Annotated in this window: 19 protein-coding genes; 6 read left to right on the forward strand and 13 right to left on the reverse strand. The window is 44.2% G+C overall.

Annotation, left to right across the window (positions count from 1 at the left end; all coding sequences use genetic code 11):
* Positions 1-302 precede the first annotated feature (302 nt).
* Positions 303-758, forward strand: coding sequence for a hypothetical protein (locus tag Q9312_RS18165; RefSeq protein WP_309202274.1), 456 nt, complete (start codon positions 303-305; stop codon positions 756-758).
* A gap of 472 nt (positions 759-1,230) precedes the next feature.
* Here the strand turns inward: Q9312_RS18165 and Q9312_RS18170 are convergent, their stop codons facing one another.
* A complete protein-coding gene (locus Q9312_RS18170) occupies positions 1,231-2,274 on the reverse strand; it encodes an IS110 family RNA-guided transposase (RefSeq protein ID WP_309202275.1) in 1,044 nt (347 codons plus the stop codon).
* An 83-nt stretch (positions 2,275-2,357) separates the two neighbouring features.
* On the opposite strand from Q9312_RS18170, the gene Q9312_RS18175 reads away from it, so the two are divergent.
* Positions 2,358-2,942 carry a hypothetical protein gene (locus tag Q9312_RS18175; protein WP_309202276.1) on the forward strand — a complete coding sequence of 195 codons (585 nt, stop codon included), beginning with the start codon at positions 2,358-2,360 and terminating at the stop codon, positions 2,940-2,942.
* A gap of 240 nt (positions 2,943-3,182) precedes the next feature.
* Here Q9312_RS18175 and Q9312_RS18180 read toward each other — a convergent pair whose 3' ends face one another.
* Together Q9312_RS18180 and Q9312_RS18185 are read right to left on the reverse strand one after the other, a co-directional pair.
* Complete coding sequence (locus tag Q9312_RS18180) at positions 3,183-3,845, reverse strand: VWA domain-containing protein (protein ID WP_309202277.1); 663 nt, start codon at positions 3,843-3,845, stop codon at positions 3,183-3,185.
* A 35-nt stretch (positions 3,846-3,880) separates the two neighbouring features.
* The gene (locus Q9312_RS18185; protein WP_309202278.1) at positions 3,881-5,416 is read right to left on the reverse strand and encodes a hypothetical protein; all 1,536 of its coding nucleotides are present in this window, start codon (positions 5,414-5,416) and stop codon (positions 3,881-3,883) included.
* A gap of 228 nt (positions 5,417-5,644) precedes the next feature.
* On the opposite strand from Q9312_RS18185, the gene Q9312_RS18190 reads away from it, so the two are divergent.
* The 3 genes from Q9312_RS18190 (at position 5,645) to Q9312_RS18200 (ending at position 9,067) form a co-directional block, all read left to right on the forward strand.
* Complete coding sequence (locus Q9312_RS18190) at positions 5,645-6,451, forward strand: response regulator transcription factor (RefSeq protein ID WP_309202279.1); 807 nt, start codon at positions 5,645-5,647, stop codon at positions 6,449-6,451.
* 45 nt (positions 6,452-6,496) lie between these two features.
* Positions 6,497-8,341: a sensor histidine kinase gene (locus tag Q9312_RS18195; RefSeq protein ID WP_309202280.1), complete on the forward strand. Its 1,845-nt coding sequence runs from the start codon at positions 6,497-6,499 to the stop codon at positions 8,339-8,341.
* Positions 8,342-8,530: 189 nt separating this feature from the next.
* A complete protein-coding gene (locus Q9312_RS18200) occupies positions 8,531-9,067 on the forward strand; it encodes a hypothetical protein (RefSeq protein WP_309202281.1) in 537 nt (178 codons plus the stop codon).
* Between the two features lie 109 nt (positions 9,068-9,176).
* Here the strand turns inward: Q9312_RS18200 and pdxH are convergent, their stop codons facing one another.
* The 4 genes from pdxH to ccoS form a co-directional block, all read right to left on the reverse strand.
* Positions 9,177-9,773: a pyridoxamine 5'-phosphate oxidase gene (gene pdxH, locus Q9312_RS18205; RefSeq protein WP_309202282.1), complete on the reverse strand. Its 597-nt coding sequence runs from the start codon at positions 9,771-9,773 to the stop codon at positions 9,177-9,179.
* 8 nt (positions 9,774-9,781) lie between these two features.
* A complete protein-coding gene (locus tag Q9312_RS18210; protein ID WP_309202283.1) occupies positions 9,782-10,558 on the reverse strand; it encodes a sulfite exporter TauE/SafE family protein in 777 nt (258 codons plus the stop codon).
* Positions 10,551-11,252 carry a DUF2982 domain-containing protein gene (locus Q9312_RS18215; RefSeq protein ID WP_309202284.1) on the reverse strand — a complete coding sequence of 234 codons (702 nt, stop codon included), beginning with the start codon at positions 11,250-11,252 and terminating at the stop codon, positions 10,551-10,553. The genes Q9312_RS18210 and Q9312_RS18215 overlap by 8 nt, the downstream gene beginning before the upstream one ends.
* Positions 11,253-11,322: 70 nt before the next feature.
* On the reverse strand, positions 11,323-11,604 hold the full coding sequence (ccoS, locus tag Q9312_RS18220; protein ID WP_309202285.1) for a cbb3-type cytochrome oxidase assembly protein CcoS: 282 nt from the start codon (positions 11,602-11,604) through the stop codon (positions 11,323-11,325).
* 226 nt (positions 11,605-11,830) lie between these two features.
* On the opposite strand from ccoS, the gene Q9312_RS18225 reads away from it, so the two are divergent.
* Complete coding sequence (locus Q9312_RS18225; RefSeq protein ID WP_309202286.1) at positions 11,831-12,445, forward strand: LysE family translocator; 615 nt, start codon at positions 11,831-11,833, stop codon at positions 12,443-12,445.
* A gap of 83 nt (positions 12,446-12,528) precedes the next feature.
* On the opposite strand, the gene Q9312_RS18230 is transcribed toward Q9312_RS18225, so the two are convergent.
* The 6 genes from Q9312_RS18230 to ccoO are packed head-to-tail and all read right to left on the reverse strand — an operon-like array spanning position 12,529 to position 18,632.
* Entirely contained in the window at positions 12,529-14,973 is a 2,445-nt protein-coding gene (locus Q9312_RS18230) for a heavy metal translocating P-type ATPase (RefSeq protein ID WP_309202287.1), read from the reverse strand.
* Positions 14,970-15,470 (reverse strand): FixH family protein, encoded by a 501-nt coding sequence (locus Q9312_RS18235; RefSeq protein WP_309202288.1) that lies wholly within the window; start codon positions 15,468-15,470, stop codon positions 14,970-14,972. The genes Q9312_RS18230 and Q9312_RS18235 overlap by 4 nt, the downstream gene beginning before the upstream one ends.
* A 22-nt stretch (positions 15,471-15,492) precedes the next feature.
* Positions 15,493-16,890 (reverse strand): cytochrome c oxidase accessory protein CcoG, encoded by a 1,398-nt coding sequence (gene ccoG, locus Q9312_RS18240; protein WP_309202289.1) that lies wholly within the window; start codon positions 16,888-16,890, stop codon positions 15,493-15,495.
* Between the two features lie 53 nt (positions 16,891-16,943).
* Complete coding sequence (ccoP, locus tag Q9312_RS18245) at positions 16,944-17,822, reverse strand: cytochrome-c oxidase, cbb3-type subunit III (protein ID WP_309202290.1); 879 nt, start codon at positions 17,820-17,822, stop codon at positions 16,944-16,946.
* Positions 17,815-18,018 carry a cbb3-type cytochrome oxidase subunit 3 gene (locus Q9312_RS18250; RefSeq protein ID WP_309202291.1) on the reverse strand — a complete coding sequence of 68 codons (204 nt, stop codon included), beginning with the start codon at positions 18,016-18,018 and terminating at the stop codon, positions 17,815-17,817. The genes ccoP and Q9312_RS18250 overlap by 8 nt, the downstream gene beginning before the upstream one ends.
* An 8-nt stretch (positions 18,019-18,026) precedes the next feature.
* The gene (ccoO, locus tag Q9312_RS18255) at positions 18,027-18,632 is read right to left on the reverse strand and encodes a cytochrome-c oxidase, cbb3-type subunit II (protein WP_309202292.1); all 606 of its coding nucleotides are present in this window, start codon (positions 18,630-18,632) and stop codon (positions 18,027-18,029) included.
* Positions 18,633-18,641 lie beyond the last annotated feature (9 nt).

Genomic DNA, 18,641 nt, shown 5'->3' on the forward strand with positions numbered 1-18,641 from the left:
AGAGAGCTTAATATAATCAGACAGTAGCCTTCGGCTAATATCTTAAAGCGGAAGTTGAGGCTTCGAAGCGGTTAATTATTATTACTACGCTTTGAAAGTGTTGTAACTTATTGATAAAAATAGCAAATCGCTCTAACGGATATATTTTTATTTACACTATGTGGAAATAATAATGTCAACAATTCAAACAGATGCAAATAAGTTATTGATTATTAAATGAATAAAATCGTTTTCGGCGAAATCAAGTTTCTTACTTGTGGTTTGCTGAATAGAATAAGCTGTTAGGCAATGTCACAGAAGATATGAATAGATTTCTAAAAATACTTTGGTACGCAATCGTAGCTTTGGCTTCGATATTTGTAATTATTTTGGTTGCCTTGTTTGTACTTTTGAGTGTCAAAGCTAATTCATGTGGAGAAGATTCAGATTCAGTAATGTTCGCAAGAGGGTTGTCTCAGGATCGCTTATCAAAACTGTATTACGATGTTGAACGGTTTTCCCTTGATTCTAATACACCGTACTTTGGTTTAAATAGAGATGAATCTGGTTTATTTCCAGAACCATTTAGTGATATTGAAGCAGAACTGGTTAGGCCAAAGCAGGAAAATATCATGTTAAATGGTTGTTTTGATCACTACGTTTTTTTACGTTTTCATGGATTTGAAAGTAACAAAGAGTATTATCCAAAAAGGCAAATTGTGTTAAGTTGGGGAGAACATGATAATGCCGGTAGTGAAGTAATATGGTCAGAACAATAAAATGCCTAACACATATGAGCCTTCTCTGAATCAATAGGCAATAGTGGTTTTTTTGGCCGCGGCAGCGGCCAACCTAAACCCATGAGCGAGAACGCCTGCTTCGTCAGTCTCGTAGGGCTGTCAGGCACTCACAGCAAACACATATAGGGGCTCTCTTACGTGGCTTTAGACCACAGCCTAACCGGTCGTTCCATCGGTGGGTTAGGGGCACCAGACATTCATCGGTTAACCGATCACTGGCACTATTCAAGGATCTGGCTGCATAGCTCCAGTTAGGGTCAGGCTCAGGATCGGTGTAAGCGCACTGGCTCATGGTATTAAGGCACGCCCACGGGGTGGCTAATCAAAGCGACTGGCTTCAACGGCGGTGATAGAAGGCTGGTTTGGTATCGAGTACCAGTCAGCGGACACCCGGCTTTCGGTCATCATCCTGTTTGATCCAGTTAGACGTCATGCTCACCCCGTGGCGTGACTAACCCTTCAGGAATCGTTGTTCATCGAACACCCTCTGATGCTTGAGCATGAAGTAGGCAGCTCGGCCCAGCTTGTGGGCCAGCGCGGACAGCGCCTTGGGTTTGTTCATGCGTTTCTGGAGTTTCTGTAGATAGCGCTGGGCCTTGTCATTGCCCCGCAGGTACAGCACCGCTGCTTCCGAGAAGGCCCACTTCAGGTGGGCATTGCCGATCTTGTTGCCCTGGGTTCCGTAAACCTTGCCGGCAGACTCGGCTTTGCATTTGATGAGTCGGGCGTAAGAAGCGAACTTCTGGACTGATTCAAAGCGCTGGATGTCGCCGATTTCGTAGAGAATGGTCAGCGCCAAGATGCGCCCCACACCGGGAATAGTCTTCAGCACACTCAGGGAAGTGGGATCGTGTTGTTTGGCCTGCCGTTCCAGGTGATCTTCCAGTTTGCTGAGTTCCCGGTGATAGCACTCGATGATCGCCAGGTCGAGATCGATGTTGTGTTGGACATCCCGGTTGGCAAACGTCGCCCGAACCTGTTCCCGGGCGCCGATATTCTTCAGGTTGGCCTTGTTGGGCGGCAGGTTGTATTGGCTCGTGGTATTCACCACATGGGCTTTGAGCATGGCCCCGTGTTGGACGATGCGGGTGCGTCGGCGTAACAAGTCGCGTGTGGCCCGCATCTCCTTGGGATAAACGTAGGCCAGGGGGAAATTGCCGCCCTTCATGAGCATGGCGATCTTGAAGGAATCGATGCGGTCGTTCTTGGTTTTACCGCCATGAATGGCTTTCATATACAAGGCATGGCCCAGGATAAAGTGAATGCTGTGTTCTTCACACAGATCCGAGATCCAGTACCAGCAGTGCATGCATTCGACACCGATCACCAGGTCATCACGAAACGGTTCAAGCAGGGCCAGAAGCGGTTCCGGGCGAGCTTTGATTTCTTTGTGCAGAAGTACCTCGCCCTGTTGGTCGATGATGCAGACATACAGGCTGCGGGCATGCAGATCGATTCCACAATAATGGCGGTGGGTGCTATGGTAAAAGTTCATGAGTCTTCTCCCTTGTAGTGCTTCGTCGCCTTCCAGCTTAGCGGGCAACCGCCGGGCTGGGGAGAAGGCTCAATCAGTATCAAGTGCATGCTACGGACAAAAAACAGCTGTCACCTTTTGCGCATTTCCGCTTCGCGGGCGCAAAAGCCGCCAGCTGTTTCTTGCCGCAGATGCAGGCGTTAGGCAAAAATACGATGAGCAATATCCCTGAAAATATTGATATAGAAAGTTTGCCAGGGCCCAAAAGAGGTTCGTTTCCAGCTTTGTATTTTCAGGATGAATGTATTTACTCACCTGACAAAAAACATTTCGCTCTTGCTTATACAATTACCGAGGCCAGTATGGGTAATGATGTTGGTTGTTTAGCATGGGGCGCACTGCAAGGCGGCCACGGCCATATCCACCAAAACCCGTTGAAACTCCATGCATCGTGCTGGCAACGGCCTTGGTGTAAGTGGGTCTCAAATAATGTATTTGTGTTTAAGTCACAACAGTATGAAAACAATTCGGTTCGGGTACCTCTAGTAGCAATACACATAGCTCAAGGCTACGCAGTTTTACCGGGTACAAATGATGCTGATGTTTGGTTGCCGGAAAATGTGCCATCAAATATTGAGTTCAAAAAGTACAATGAAGCCGAACTTATCAAGGAAATATGCAATGCCTAACCAGGCCTTCAATGGGACATCGTTTACTCCGCGGCGCTTTGGGGTGGCTACGCCACTATACCCCAAAGCGCCACTCCGTAAACAATGCCCATTAAGGCGGCGTTGCTGAACGTCCGCTTTAGGCCGTTTGCTGAATTATGAGTTGTACGATTAGGTCAAACTCTTAGTTCTAATTTTTCAGATCGAATATGAGCTACTACACATCAGTTGTACTCGTTCAGTGTTACTGATCTATTAAATCTAGCGAGTTTTAATTAACTTATCCAATCGTTCTAAGTCGTTTAGTACTCGCCATTCACCTCCGCCTTGAGTAACTCGCCCCTGCCAGTGATTCAAGCGGTTTTGATAATCACGAGGGTCGATATTATCGCTTCGCAGTTTTGTGACATTCAGTGCCACGACATTGATTCCTTTCAACTCGATCGGAAAGTCTCTGATATGTCCTACTTTTAGATCTTCCTCCAAATCGGAAAAAATAAGAATGTATTTTTCTTCCGCTTGAGTTTCATTGACGTATTCCGCCGCTTGTAAAATGCCACCCGTAATATCCGTGTTGGCACTTCCTCTGGCCAATGAGTCAACGAACTGATCAATTTGATGTTTAAACAAGCGCTTCTGATCATTCGCTGTACTGGGTCGAGTATCAAAGGTTGTTTTCGCAATAATGTCTTTTTCACTAAAGCTTCCACTATCAATACGAGCCATCGCGATGGAGTCGCCGCTGTCTAAAGTGGCTAGCAAATAGTTCATAATACTTTGAGCTTTATTGAGTTCTTCCGTATAAGTACCCGAGGTATCGATTAAGAAAAAGACAGCTCTTTGGCTGGGTCCTTTGGTATCGCAGCCTACCAGTATCATGCTCATGGTTAATATCGATAGGCAAATTTTAACGGTTGTCTTCATGAGTTCACTCCTCACTAAATGTGTTTAATTGTTGGCTAGCGAATGGTTTGATTTAAGTTATCAACCATAGTGTCAATCGCGAGATCGTCATCCATTGTTTGGCGCTTGTTCTTTTTGCCTTTAGACGATGATTTTTTTTCAGTGACGATCGTCGTCGACGATGCTGATAAGTGATTCTGATTCCTCTTACTGTTATAAAGTCGTTCAATGCTAATCGGAAGCATAATGACCAAGTCATACAGTTGAATCAACGCGTTGCAGGTATGTCGAACGATGCCTCCGAAAATACGAACAATGACTTGCAATGAACGGATAACACCAATCGCTAGTACACTGAGAACCGAGCGTAATGAGTGAATGAATGACTCAAGAGGAATAGCAATGAATGCTAAGGCGAAAGGTAGTATAAAACCCATGGTCATTTGGCCAATAGAAGGAATCCAGCGAAATTCTGCATTCGCTGCGGTTGCACTCATACCCGATAAAGACTGTTGTAAAGCCTCTCGATCAAGTGCCAACAAGTCTCGCATATAGGCTAGTGAAGCTTCGATTCCAGCCAAGATAAACAGTATGCTAAAACTAACGATCATCATTCGTTTACGCATACGGTCATCCATACTACTGATCATAGGAAATAAATGCGTTACCCGAAGTGATTCGAGTAAGAAAAGTCCCATGGCAATTTCAATTAAAATGATCACCAGTGCGGCTATGTCCGATGTTTTCATCGCGCCTATATAGCTTGTTCCACCCACCATTTCCGACATTGGCATGGCGATCAGTTGAAAGTTAATTAAACCACCCAGTATGGCGACCACGAGAACGAGACCAGAAATAAAAAACTGGGTTAACGCTGAAGAACTTAGAGCGCTAAACGCACTGTCGGAATTGGCTCGAATGGCCTCATATTTCTTCATTTGCTCATCAATGGCGTTACTTCGATCATCCAGGCCAGTAATTTTTTCATTAACTTTGCCCATTTTTTCATTAAGCTTTCGCCAATTTGGTTGCATGCTTGCGAGTAATTGATGGCGCTCTGCAGCGGCCTTCTTGTAAGCTTTTAATGTTTGCTGATGAGAGTCTTCTACCGCCTTTTTTATATTCGATAAAATGCGATTAACGGTCGAGTCACCATTGTTAGGTAACGCTGTGATGGTTTCTACAACATCCCCCCAAGCAGGAGGAAGAGGTGTAATGTCTGACGACTTTTGATAGTCGTTTTCAATACTCTCAATCGCCTCTGATATTTCTCTATGAAGCGTTGGGTATTGGCTGAGTTCACGTTTGACGAGATCATTGACTCTTTCAAACTCTCGTTCTATGGATTTCTCACAGGCACGAGCGCCTTCTGCTAGCAGAACTTCGCGGTTTCGTTGCTTGAGTGCTTGTTCTAATCGCCTTAGGGTAAACGACCAAAGGCGCATCGTGGAATAGACGCCTTGTCCTATTGACGACAATAAGTTATGCGCCTGATGTCGGCCCAAATAGAGAACCAGTACGATAATGGTAAACCAAACCATGACAGAGACTGTCGGGTGATCGGACCATAACAATAGCCATTGATTTGACATAGTTGACTCCTAGTAGAGTTTTGCGTTGATTTTCTGTGATGGTCAGTTTGTCGATGTCTGGTGAAAAATCGGTGAAAAATATAGAGGAATAGCCTTGCAGCTCTCTGAACCAATAAGAGAAAGTGAAAAGTATGATGTGGTTCACAAAAAATAGTTGCTATTTTATTCTGAATCGCAGAATTTGAGAGCTTAAAGGCATGTTTATGCTGGAAGAAGAGTTGGTTAGGTATGACGGAAATATTTTGGGTTGAAGATCAAACGCATTGGGTAGAACGACTGCTGCAAACCTTGAAAACGGCGAATTTGAGTGATCTAACCGAGCATTTTGAGGGCAATCATGTAGAGGTCTATCGTTTTGTTGAAGCGGCCTCTCAAGCGATTCGCACAAAAAAACGAGCTCCCGACGTGGCCATTCTCGATGCGAACATGAATGGCAATGACGATGCAGGCTTCAGTATTGCTAAACAGCTAAAGCAAAAATGGCCAGATTTACCGATTATTTATTTATCTGAGCACAGTGGTACCGGAATTGAGCAACGAGCCATCGAACAAGCGGTTGCACAAGACTTTATCGCTAAACATCAACACAATGTCGAACAAGTATTGTGCTGGAGACTTAAAGCTGTGTTGAGGCAAAAGCTGATGGTGAGTGATGAGCGAGATTTGCAGCAAGATACTTTGAGCTCGGGGGCACTCACGATAGATTTATTGCAATGGCATTGCTATTGGCATGGCGTAAAATTGATGAACCCCAGCAATCCTAAAAGACCTCTCGCTCCCACGCCGCGTAAAATACTTAAAGTTTTGGTTGAGAGAGAGCCTCGCCCGGTGACGACTGATCAAATGGCAGAAGCATTAGGGCAAGATGAGTTGAGTTATGCGAGTTATCGTCAACATATTAAGACTTTGCGTCATTCTTTTGAGCAGGCCGCTGCGGAAGCTAAGCAAGAAAGTTTTTTAGATTTGTGCCAAAAGGAATTAGGATTGGTGACCGTGGGTGACTTAAGGGCTTATTGTTGGCGTAGCTCGGTGTAGAATGTTGTTGAAACGCATTAAAACGTTTAATAGAAGTGTATTACTATGAATGAATCATCTTTGCGTGATGAACTAAAAGATAGTCCGCTGTCCACTCAAAGCTTGTATGAGTTTTCTAATAGCGAACGATTTGACGAAAACCGGAAGTTTCGGACACCTAAATTTTTTCGCTTCCCTTGGCTGTCGGTATTGGCCAGTGTCGCTTTGCTAGGTTATTTTGTTTGTCTTGCGAACCCAGAATTAATTTCTCCTTACTATCTGATGATAGAGTTCAAAGATAAGTGGTTTCAAATTTTAATTTCCATTGTCTGGATGGCCATAATTATTCGCGATGTTTTAAGCTTTAGGAAGAGTCGACAGCGATTTTTAGAATACATCGAGTTGAAGGAGCAAGAGATTTCTGCACTTTGGGAGAGTCGGAAAAAAGTGCAGCAAAAGGCCCATGTTTATTCCAGCCACGCCGATAAACTAAAGTTTTTTATCAGTGATAAGCTACTCGAATATATTGAGTATGATGAAAAATTTCTTCATTTTAAATCCATAGCCGCTGAAGTCCGTCACAACGGAGTGATTGCGTTCGATAAAGTACGGACGACATTGTCAGCGACTAAGGCACAGCTGATTGAAGAGCTGGCTATGCGAGTTGAAGACAGTAATGATGGATTATCAGATGCGACGTCAGACAATGACTTTTCTGAGGCAGCCTCGGATAATGTTGGGGACGTGAGTGTTGATGAATCCGCTCCGACACTGCAAAGTACTCAGCTAAAACAAATTGAACAAGCACTCAGTTCGATGCGCTATTTGTGGGATCTACTTGATCTGTCTACCGCCGATAACCTTGCTTTGCACATAGCGAATCATCTTATTACTTGTGAAGAGCAGTATTGCCAACAGCAGATGCAAAAGAATCACTCTTCGGCAACCATTTTTCAACCAACATTTAAACCGCGCACGGCGATTATTAACTATTTGACTGATTTTCTTGCCGATAAATATGATTCTGAAAGCACTACACTAGCGCAAGTTTTTCAAAAGCAACTAGAATCCGAAGTATCTAGTTTTGAGCAGTTTAGAATTGATCTTGGTGAAACCCATGAAGTACTTGGAAACTCGAATCACTTAATTTTGATTCTAGAGAATTTACTAAAGAACGCTCTGTATTTTCATGATCAAAGAAAACCTAAATTAAATTCCGATAAAATTGCAGTACAACTTTCTCAACAACCTGGTGTGGTTACCTTGGCCGTTTACAACCGTGGTCCTTTGGTAAGTGCTTCTGATCAAGAACAAATTTTTCAACTGGGTTTTTCTACTCGAAAAGCCAGCGAACATCATGGAAAAGGATTAGGGTTATTTTTTATTCAAGAGATTGTGAAAGGGTATGAAGGACGTGTTCGCTGTGACAATATTGAAAATGCAGCGCAAACTCTAACCCTACGTTGGGAAACCGATAACGATGTTGTTATTACCAAAATTATTAAAATTGTATCGGAGCAAGGCGGCCTTTTTGTTGAAGAAGTCTCCGAAAGCCGAGCAAGCCATCGTTCAACTGAAAAATTAGAGTGGGACCACGCTGTTTCGATAGTTAAGCTAGAAGTCTCTTCGTCGCTAGCGGAAGGAACCTTGATCTTTGGTGAGTTGGATCAATCAAAAGAAACTGTGATTCTCGATCAGTTTCAACCCTTGATGCCGGCTTGGCAAATTAAAGTGACGAATAAAGGCAAGCGGCATAGCGTAACGTTTCTTCCATTAGATCGACGAGGCGTTTGCTTTACCGTGATGCTGCCTGATGTAATTGCTCGAGTCGATGATGAGAACCCATTACTGGAGCACGACTTTGATCGTCAAGTTGAGTTGTTAGCCGAGCAGTTTAAAGATTTTGAGTAGGGTGACTAACAGTTTAAGACTCGGGATTTGTGCACGAGTATTCATTTGAAACTAGACATTTTGTTAAGGTCTAAACTCTGATTTGCATCGTATAGTTGAAGGACTTCTTGATTAACGGCTATTAGAAATTTACTATTAGCTATGCGTCACTTTTGGCGAGTTTTTAGCAAATGTAGGGAAAAGAGGTTGATGGTTGGTAAAAATTTATTATTGGGTGGATTCTTGTTGTGTTCATCATTCGCTGTTACCGCCGCAGAGAAGCCTGTGTATTCCTGCCAAAGTGCAACAAAGCTAGGTTATTCGATGACTTGGACTGGTGCTGAGAACGGAACTGCGGTCAGCGAGCGAGGAGGGCGCTATTGGGCTTTCATTGGTGAAAGTATTCGATTTTTCATGAAAACTCGCTTTCGTAAAGATGTCGGAGAGTTTTGGGTTGCGCATTCTCACACAGATATTAACTACGCTCCCAATAACGTATATCGGCTAGAACTGACAACAAAAAAACAAGGGGATCATGGTGAGTTTCGCCTTGATAGCCCTTGGTTTAAAGGTAAGACTCTTGAGTCTTCAGGCTTTTTTGAGTTCACAACACGTGAACTCTCACCAACGGATGAACCCTGTATTGAAGGACGCGGAGAAGTCGTCTTTGAAGACGATAAGCAGCAAAGAGTCACCGTTAATGTAGAGTTCGCTCTCGATATTTCTGGGCGTAAATACCGTCAGTGACCACAACACTGAGCGCGCTTCGATGGTTTTTAAAGCTGTTCAAGTCTTGTTCAAGATTGAAACGTCAAACATCTAAGCGTTTAGAGCAAGAAGGATCGTTTTGCTGGGTTTAAGGCTGTAAGACTTGGGTATGCCAAGTGCTATTTTGCCAATGGAAAACCAGCCGATGATGCAGACGGTGTTGCAAGCCTTGCCAAAACTCAATTCGCACCGGCGTAATCTTGTAACCACCCCAATGGGAAGGACGTTTGATCGGAGCGCTTTTATGCTGCTCAGCTATCGACTGGTAGCGCGCCTCCAATGCATCAAATGAATCGATAGGTTGACTCTGCGATGAGGCAATAGCCGCTAATTGACTACCTTCGGGTCGAGAGTAAAAGTATTGATCGGATTGCTCTTCAGATACTTTCTCGACGGTTCCCTCTATTCGAACTTGCCGTTGAAACTGAGACCACCAAAAATTGGCGCAAATGGCCGGGTTCATTGCCAGTTCTCGACCTTTTCTTGATTGATAGTTGGTATAAAACACAAAACCACTCTCATCAAACTCTTTTAGTAATACGACTCGACAGTCGGGGGTTGTTTGCTCACTGATAGTCGCAATGGTCATTCCGTTGTAGTACTCCGGATCTTGCTCTTTGGCTTGCATAAACCAGTCGTTGAACAGTTTAAAGGGTGATTGATTTTCTGCATCGTTTAAACTCATGAGACCTCCTACGCGTTTCTTTCAGCGATAAATTGTGTCGAACCAGTCGATCGAACGAGAGAATGATGATGGTGCTCGTGCATTGAACTCGGCGCATCGGTCTCTGACGGAGAAGCGTGCTGGTGACTTCCGCTTATCATTGGCCATAGGGCAAGAGAGCCCAGAGCAATCATCGAAATCGCTATCAAGGTTCTTGCCACACGAGTTTTAAGCCATTTATTCAACTGACTAAATCCGATTCCCATTAATAGCATCGGAAAGAAAGTTCCAAGACCAAAGCTCAACATAAACAAAGCACTTAACGAAAGCTCGCCTTGACCAAGGGCGATAGTGATTGCGGTGTAGACCAAACCACAGGGCAATAAGCCCCATAGTATTCCCGAGGCGTAAGCTTGAACGAGTGAGCGTGAAGGGTTCAATCGTTTAGTGATTGGTTGGATTCGCTGCCAAATTCCGCGTCCTAGAAATTCCAAGGAGTGAAACAATTGGCGCTGAAGCAACATGGCTAAGCCAGCACCTATCAGTGCGGCTGCGGCAATGATTCGCAATATTTTTAAAAACATTAAATTATCGCTCACGTTTCCGATCAACCCAACCGCGATACCCAGTAAGAGGTAAGTACTCATGCGACCCATATTATAGGTGGTCGTGGTAACTAAGGTACGAGAAAAGCTTTGTTGTTTAGTTGATAGCGAAAAGGCCGTCACAATTGGACCACACATGCCAACGCAATGTAAGCTTCCGCCAAGCCCTAACAGCAGTCCCGCAAGAATCGCTTCAATCATTCAGTTGTTGCTCCTGAGCCAATTGTTGTATTGAACGCTGGTATTGTGTAAAAAGTTCAATAAACTCGTCTTGATGTCGATCAAGTGAAGTGACCGGAATGTAAAGATCGGCACCTAAAAACATTTTAAGTTGTGCCAGTCTTGCTGCGAACATGCCTTTGAGTCCGTCAAACCGTTGCCCAGAGTCTCCGCGCCAAGTTTCAGTATCTTCTTGCAACTGTTGAACGTCATCGCCGCGATATTGAGCTTCCATAAGCGCAACGTGGAGCAAAGAGCGGTATTCATGAAACAAACTTTTTGCGGCGCGTAACGAAATGGTTTGTATAACGGCTTCTCTATTCCATAGCTTTAAACCCAAGTAGTGAAGCTCAGTTTTTCCTTGTCCTTTATTGACCTGCAAAGTCGATAGCCCAATTATATTTGACCATTCGATAAGTACTTCACCGTGTCTGACTCGCCAACAAAATCCTTGTGGTGATAAGACGAAGCTTACTTTAGGCTCTTGCCACTTAAACAAACCCAATAGCACGAGAACAATACCTGGCATAAGCGCAAGGTAGCCAAACATTGAATATTGCCACTGCAGTGCCACTAACCCCAAGGCTGACATAAATAGGCCGGCGACAATAAAGGTGACATGATTGCGACGAGCCATTGGGGCAATATGAATAGTTTGTGGTTGACGTTTTTCCATGATTTTTTTGATCAACCGTGACGTTCATATATCGGAAGACAAAGTAACATTACAATCTGCATCGGCCTGCTCAATATTTTGGGGGAGTACCAGAGTCATTTGACGACTCTGCATCTTGTGATGAAACATCTTCTGGAGTCGCTGCTGCAGATGGATGAACTGTTCTAGCGTTTTTTTCCGAAACGTTATTTTTTTGCTCGGACATGGGATCGCTATCATCATCAAATAATATTTTGTAAGCTGGCGATTCTAAATCGGAGTATTGATCACTTTTTACAGCCCAAATAAAAGCAGCGATAGCAATGGCCAGTATAAAAATCGCTACTGGAATTAGCCAATACATTATTTCCATAATGAATCCTTTAATGCCGCTCGCCGCAAAATGCGCTGTTGGAACTAGACAATGTTACAATACGGCGATCTTAACGAGTTCATGACGCGACTACAACCGTTGTTCACAGGTGAATCTCTATTAAATTATACCTTCGAGCGAATAGCTTGATTCTTGCTTAATCTTAGCTTGCCCGTGCATCGCTTGCTTATTCATTAGAAGGTAAACGAAAAAGGAAATAAACATTTTGGAATCCATCGTAACACTCGTGATTGCCTCTGCATTATTGTTGGGGTCACCAGGACCAACACCCATTTTTCTTGCGCTGGTGGGCGCGACGGTGGGTGTTCGTCGAGGTTTGGTCTTTTTACTGGGTGTATTGTCTGGATTATTCATTATTTTACTATTGGCTATTTTCGGGTTGAATGAAGTTTTACGAACCAGCCCGACATTCATAAATATTCTTCAATGGGTTGGTTTGTTGTACATTATCTTTTTAGCTTGGAAAATTGTGCACGCAAAGCCACCCATTGACTCGAGTTCATTAGTTGAGCAGACGGGGCAGTTAAAGATAGGGTTTCTTCATGGCGTATGGCTCAACTTAACCAACCCCAAAGCCTATGCCGCGATTCTTGCGTTGATGGCTCCGTATATTGAGTCTATTCAAGCGGATGCTGAGGTTGTTAAGTTAACCGTTTTGGGTGCATTGATGTGCTTAGCAACCGCCGCTGTGGTCGACTTTCTGTGGCTATTGCTTGGCCCTTTGTTGAGAGGTGTGTTTTTCCACTCCACCTATGGCAAAGCCGTTAGAGTGGTTTTGGTGAGTATTATGATTGGTGTTGTCGCGTTAGCGGTCTTTTAATCGCTTAGTAAACTCTTTGACTGATAATAGAGTGGCTCTATCCTTGCTCGGTGTGTGTCTTAATTTCCGTTTGAGCACCTGTTTTAACAAAACCGCCAGAAGATCTTTCGATGACGGAGTCTCAAAGCATTGAGCACAACCACAATAGAGCTTGTGGTCATTCCGATAGCGGCTAACCAAGGTGGAATCCAGCCCATCGCGGCGAATGGAATGGCAATCAAATTATACGCTAAGGCCCACGTCAGGTTTTGTCGGATAATCCGCTGCGTTTTTTTGGCTAGGCTTAACACCTCAGTCAGATGTAATAACTGATTAGCTGTTAAAACGGCATCGGCATTCAGTTGGGTAATGTCTGCTGCGGTGTCGACCGCGATGCCAATATCGGCTTGCGCCAAAACGACGGTGTCATTAATGCCATCTCCGAGCATTAAAACTCGCTCTCCTTGCTGTTGCAGTTGAGCAATTAATGCTGCCTTTTGCTCAGGTAACTGATGCCCAAAAGCAGAATCTGCGTTTAACTTTCGAGCGATATTATCCACTCTAGGCTGCTTATCGCCACTGAGAATCATGGTTTTGATGTGACGGCGATGCAACTCATCGAACAAACGCTTGGCACCAGGCTTCAGAGAATCGGATAACCAGAAGCAAGCGATGATTTTATGATCGCACGATAAATAAACATCCATATCGCACTCACCAGGGATTAACGTTGGCTTGCCAGTGATTGATTCGGTCAGTGTCGACTCTCCATTTTGGCAGAACTCGGCTGTGCCAACTCTAAACTCATGGCCATTGAAGTGTCCGATCACGCCTTGACCAATAACGTGTTCTATTGGGTCTAACGGTAATACTTGATATTCATTTTGAGTCAGTGCTTGAGCGATCGGGTGCGTTTGAAAGCGCTCGAGTGAGCCTGCAATATTTTTGATTAATTCTGTTGGGTAGCTTTGATCAAATACTTGAACATCACGCAGAGATAGTTGGCCTTCGGTTAGGGTACCTGTCTTATCAAATGCCGCCAGCGTAATACCTTCTAGTGCCGGCAAGGCATCAGGCTTTAAAATTAAAAATCCGGTTTGGCTTAGGTGATGACTGGCGGCCGTTAGTGCGGTCGGTGTTGCCAGCGACAGGGCACAGGGGCAGCTTACGACAAGAACACTGAGAGCAATCCAAAAGGCTTTTTCAGGGTCGATGTTGAACCAAATCAAATAAACAATACTGACGATGAGCAAAATAGCGAAAACAAAATAATGTGCGACACGATCGGTTAAGTGAGCGATTGCAGGACGCGCTTGCGCCGCTTCTAACGTCATTCTCTGAAGAGCCGATAGGTAAGTACTTTCACCAATCGCCGTCACTTCAATTTGAACCGCTTGTTGAATGTTCGTACTCCCAGCTAGAACGCGATCGCCAACTTGTTTCGAAACCGCCTGTGACTCGCCGGTTAACATGGACTCGTTAATCGAAGTCTTTCCTTGAGTAACTGTGCCATCAACGGGAATCGTATCGCCCGCTTTGATAATGAGCGTATCACCGGTTTTAACTTGATAAAGAGGAATGGTTTTATCTTCATGTTCGTCATGCCGGATTACGGCGAGAGGAAGCATTTGACGTTGAGTTTGCGTGGCAACGAGTGAGCGTACTCTGACACGATGTTCTAAGAAACGACCCAGTAACAAGAAAAAGATAAACATAGAAACTGAGTCAAAGTAAACCGTTCCAATTTCTCGAATGGTAGCAATGATGCTGGCGACAAATGCGCAACTTATCGCGATAACTACAGGAACATCCATGACTAGGTGGCGTGCTTTTAATCCGTACCAAGCATTTCGAAAAAAAGGAAAACCGGAGTAGAGCACAATGGGTAACGCCACAATACCGCTAACCCAGTGTAAGAAGCTTTCTTGCTGAGCAGTTAAATCATTACCATCGCTAATATACAATCCCAACGCAAACATCATTATTTGCATCATGCCGAGACCGGCCACTCCTAAGCGCATTAGATATTGGCGACTTTCTTGGCGAACTTTTTTTTCGAACTGATTTTGTTGGAAAGGGTAAGCACGGTAACCAAGACTGATGAGCAGTTTTAATATTTTGCTTAAAGAAAGTTGAGAGTCTTGCCATTTGACTTTGAGTCGATGAGTGACTGGATTAACCTGAATAGAGTCTATGCCTGGCTCTTTTGCCAATCTTGTTTCTATTAACCAACTGCAGGCTGCACAGGTGATTCCCTCGATACCGAGTTCGGCGGTTTTTTGGTGTTGACTGGATGAAACAAAATCTTGCTGGATAAACGAGTCATCCATCAACGATAACTCGATAAGCTGCTGCGGGATCAGCTCTTTTGGTTTCGCGCCACTATCGGTTCGAAAGTTGTAATAGTCGTCTAAATTATTTTCAATAATTGCTGAAGCAACTGAGCGACAGCCTACGCAGCAAAACTCTCGGGTTTTTCCCTTCCATTGTAGGGTTTCATCAATGCCGTCAGGTATTGGCTCATCGCAGTGAAAACAAGAAGTAGTCATTCTGCCGATAAAGTCACGCTAGGGTCTTGCATTGGGTGCCAGCGTTGGCGAATCTCCCAGGTATCTTTTGGAGACCAGAGTTTCAATCGATAGTTAAAACTGGCCAATTGAGCTGCGTCAACTTGATAAGTATTCGGTGCGACTTTATTTAGCACTAACGTAAAGTCTCTATCGGCTCTTGCTGGGTGTTGTACAAACAAATAAAGAAGTGGCTCATCAAAACCAACAGGCGCATCAATCGTTAACTGTTTGTTTGAAAGCGTTAGTTGAAAAGATAGACCGAGGCGAGCGGCTTCGTGTTGACGTTCTTTTGTTTCATTGATCGCTAAGCCTTTTTTAAAATAGTCACCCGTTACCATTTGGTGACTGTTCTCGATACTTATCCATAAAGTGATTAAGCCAGCGATGACAACGCTACCAGGTAACGCAATTAAAAACCATGGCCAAAATTGTTTGTACCAAGGTTGAATATCTTTGTCTTGAGGTGATTCTGTCATAGTGTATTCGTCTTAACCAAAATTAACGTCCAAGCGCAGGGCCAATGAAGCGAGCTTCTTGAGTTTGTTCTATCGATGTGTCTTCAACCGATTGCACCTTAAAATAGATTGCATTACTGGTAGATTTTAGGTCACCTGGATCAACGGCAAGGCGATAGCTTAACGTTTTTATTTGACCTGACTCGACTGAAAACTCAGTTTCGCCAGTAAGTTTTAAGTCAGGTAAGCCGCTCACAGAAAGCTGGAATGTTCGAGTTTCTTGGTCCATATTCGCAACTTTAATGGTGTAAACGTTTTGAATGAGTCCTTCGTTGGTCTCAACATACAGTCGTTGACGATCACGAATAATATCTAACTCAATCGGTGTACGATAAGCAAGCGCTACGGCAAAAGCGATCATCAGTGCGGATAAAAGCGCGCCATACAAATAGGTTTTAGGGCGTAACAGTTTCGTTTCTTTGCCGTTCATGGAGTGTTCTGTCGCGTAACGAATAAGACCTTTCTCATAGCCCATTTTGTCCATAACATCGTCACACACATCGATGCAGGCAGCACAAGCGATGCACTCGTATTGAAGGCCTTTACGAATGTCGATGCCGGTCGGACAAACATGCACACACTGCTTGCAGTCGATGCAGTCACCAAGACCTTTTTCTTTGTATTGTGTATCGTCTTTTTTTCGATGACCCCGTGACTCACCACGCTTTTCGTCGTAGGCAATAATTAAGGTGTCTTCGTCGAACATGGCACTTTGAAAACGTGCATAGGGACACATGTACAGACACACTTGCTCGCGTAACCAGCCTGCATTACCGTAAGTGGCTAACGCATAAAAGAAGACCCAAAACATTTCCCAAGGGCCTAAAGTCCACTCGATCAAGCTAACAGTCAGTTCTTTGATGGGGGAGAAGAAGCCGACAAATGTGTAGCCAGTAAAAAGAGCGAAAGACAACCAGAGAAAATGTTTGGCGGCTTTCAAAAAAACTTTTCTGGGGCTCCAGTCTTGTTTATCAAGTTTCATTCGTTGATTGCGATCGCCTTCAACAAAGCGTTCAATCCAAATGAAGGTTTCTGTCCAAACTGTTTGCGGACAAGCATAGCCGCACCACAACCTTCCCGCTAAAGAGGTAAAGAAAAATAAAGCTAAGGCAGCAATAATGAGTAGTGCAGTAAGAAAAATGAAGTCTTGAGGCCAGAAAGTAATGCCGAATAAATGAAACTGTCGCGCTGGCAAATCTAGGAGTATCGCTTGGCGGCCGTTCCAAGTGAGCCATGGCCCAATGTAAAAAAATCCAAGCAGTGCCCACACTGAGAAAACTCGAAGTCTAGCAAAGATGCCGTGAACTTGGCGGGGATAGATTTTATCAGCAGATTGATATAAGTCGCGGGTGCGCTTTACTTGCTTATCTGACTTAGACATGATGAACCTTTTAACAAGAGCGCGGCCTAAGCCGCGCTAATATGATCAAGATTTTATTGATTAGATAAACTGTAGACATAAGCTGCAACAAGGTGCAGTTTTGCGTCTCCAAGTATTTCTTGATGCGCTGGCATGTTGCCATTTCGGCCATTACGAATGGTGCGCGCAATGACTTTACGAGAGCGGCCATATAACCACACATCATCGGTTAAGTTGGGAGCGCCTAACATTTGATTACCCTTTGCATCGGCACCGTGACAAGCGACACAGTTTGCAGCAAACAGTTTTTCACCGGCTTGAATTTCTTTTTCTGGAGCACTCATTCCCGATAGGCTTGCAACATAACTGGTCAGTTGCGAAATTTGTTCTTCGTTGAGTTGTTCTCCAAACGCAATCATCATGCCTTGACGACCATTTTGCAAGGTTTCAACAATCTTCTCTGGTGTGCCGCCGTATAACCAATCATTATCGGTTAAGTTTGGAAAGCCAGGAGCTCCCGAAGCATCACTACCATGGCAAGCCGCACAAACGTTCAAGAACAAGCGACGACCAATATCCATTGCTTTTTCATCTTTGATCAATTGCGGAATAGGGGTGTTTTGGTATTGCGCAAAAACAGGACCATACAGCTCTTCTGCTTGTGCGACTTCTTCTTCCCAGCTACTTTCTTGCGTCCAGTTATAGTAGCCCTTATAGCTACCTAGGCCTGGGTATAAGATTAAGTAGCCAATCGAAAAGATGAGGGTTATATAAAACATATTTAACCACCATTTTGGCAATGGGTTGTTATATTCTTCAATGCCGTCATAGACATGGCCAGTGGTTTCTTCGCCGTTGTCTTCCATTTTTCGAGTGAGGTGTAGAACAACAAAACTACCGACAATGATGATCGCAGTGATGATAATGATCCACCAACTCCAAAAGTTACTCATGAGATTCACCTTGCTTATTAGATTTCGTTTTTGGGTTCATAGAGTGATCGATGCCATCGTCTTCTTCGTTGAGCGGCATATTCGCCGCTTCATCGAAGTCTTTTTTACGCTTGCCCGAATATGCCCAAATAACCAGACCGATAAACAGTACCAATAAGGCTGCTGTTTCTAGGCCACGAAAAGTATTCATATCCATTATATTGCCTATTTCGGCGCCGCATGACCGAGTGATTGCAAGTAGGCAACCACTGCGTCAAGCTCAGTCTTACCAGCCACTTCTGCTTGAGCATTTTCAATTTGTTCTTCTGTATAAGGAACGTCGAAATAATCTTTGAAAATGCGCAGTTTCTTGGCGGTCAGTTCACCATCGAGAGTATTTTCTGCCAACCAAGGGAAGCCAGGCATGTTTGACTCAGGAACCACGTCACGAGGATTAATTAAATGCACGCGATGCCACTCATCACTGTAGCGACCGCCGACACGAGCGAGGTCCGGTCCGGTACGTTTTGAACCCCATAAGAAAGGGTGCTCCCAAACATGTTCACCTGCTACCGAGTAAGAGCCGTAACGCTCTGTCTCTGCTCTAAAAGGACGAACCATTTGTGAGTGACAAACGTTACAACCTTCACGTATATAAATATCGCGACCTTCCATTTGCAGTGCGGTGTAAGGCTTTAAACCTTCCACCGGTTGCGTGGTTTCTTTCAAGAAGAACAAAGGCACGATTTCTGCGAGGCCACCGAAGCTAATGACAATTAGCGTCAAAATGCCCATCAAGCCAATATTTTTTTCAATCGTTTCATGCTTCATTGTTAATCT

This window comes from Pleionea litopenaei, from assembly GCF_031198435.1.
GTDB classification, from domain to species: domain Bacteria; phylum Pseudomonadota; class Gammaproteobacteria; order Enterobacterales; family Kangiellaceae; genus Pleionea; species Pleionea litopenaei.

Coding starts and splice junctions, on each gene's coding strand:
- Q9312_RS18165 (WP_309202274.1), top strand. CDS start 303: ATGAATAGATTTCTAAAAATACTTTGGTACGCAATCGTAGCTTTGGCT.
- Q9312_RS18170 (WP_309202275.1), bottom strand. CDS start 2,274: ATGAACTTTTACCATAGCACCCACCGCCATTATTGTGGAATCGATCTG.
- Q9312_RS18180 (WP_309202277.1), bottom strand. CDS start 3,845: ATGAAGACAACCGTTAAAATTTGCCTATCGATATTAACCATGAGCATG.
- Q9312_RS18185 (WP_309202278.1), bottom strand. CDS start 5,416: ATGTCAAATCAATGGCTATTGTTATGGTCCGATCACCCGACAGTCTCT.
- Q9312_RS18190 (WP_309202279.1), top strand. CDS start 5,645: ATGACGGAAATATTTTGGGTTGAAGATCAAACGCATTGGGTAGAACGA.
- Q9312_RS18195 (WP_309202280.1), top strand. CDS start 6,497: ATGAATGAATCATCTTTGCGTGATGAACTAAAAGATAGTCCGCTGTCC.
- Q9312_RS18200 (WP_309202281.1), top strand. CDS start 8,531: ATGGTTGGTAAAAATTTATTATTGGGTGGATTCTTGTTGTGTTCATCA.
- pdxH (WP_309202282.1), bottom strand. CDS start 9,773: ATGAGTTTAAACGATGCAGAAAATCAATCACCCTTTAAACTGTTCAAC.
- Q9312_RS18210 (WP_309202283.1), bottom strand. CDS start 10,558: ATGATTGAAGCGATTCTTGCGGGACTGCTGTTAGGGCTTGGCGGAAGC.
- Q9312_RS18215 (WP_309202284.1), bottom strand. CDS start 11,252: ATGGAAAAACGTCAACCACAAACTATTCATATTGCCCCAATGGCTCGT.
- ccoS (WP_309202285.1), bottom strand. CDS start 11,604: ATGGAAATAATGTATTGGCTAATTCCAGTAGCGATTTTTATACTGGCC.
- Q9312_RS18230 (WP_309202287.1), bottom strand. CDS start 14,973: ATGACTACTTCTTGTTTTCACTGCGATGAGCCAATACCTGACGGCATT.
- Q9312_RS18235 (WP_309202288.1), bottom strand. CDS start 15,470: ATGACAGAATCACCTCAAGACAAAGATATTCAACCTTGGTACAAACAA.
- ccoG (WP_309202289.1), bottom strand. CDS start 16,890: ATGTCTAAGTCAGATAAGCAAGTAAAGCGCACCCGCGACTTATATCAA.
- ccoP (WP_309202290.1), bottom strand. CDS start 17,822: ATGAGTAACTTTTGGAGTTGGTGGATCATTATCATCACTGCGATCATC.
- Q9312_RS18250 (WP_309202291.1), bottom strand. CDS start 18,018: ATGGATATGAATACTTTTCGTGGCCTAGAAACAGCAGCCTTATTGGTA.
- ccoO (WP_309202292.1), bottom strand. CDS start 18,632: ATGAAGCATGAAACGATTGAAAAAAATATTGGCTTGATGGGCATTTTG.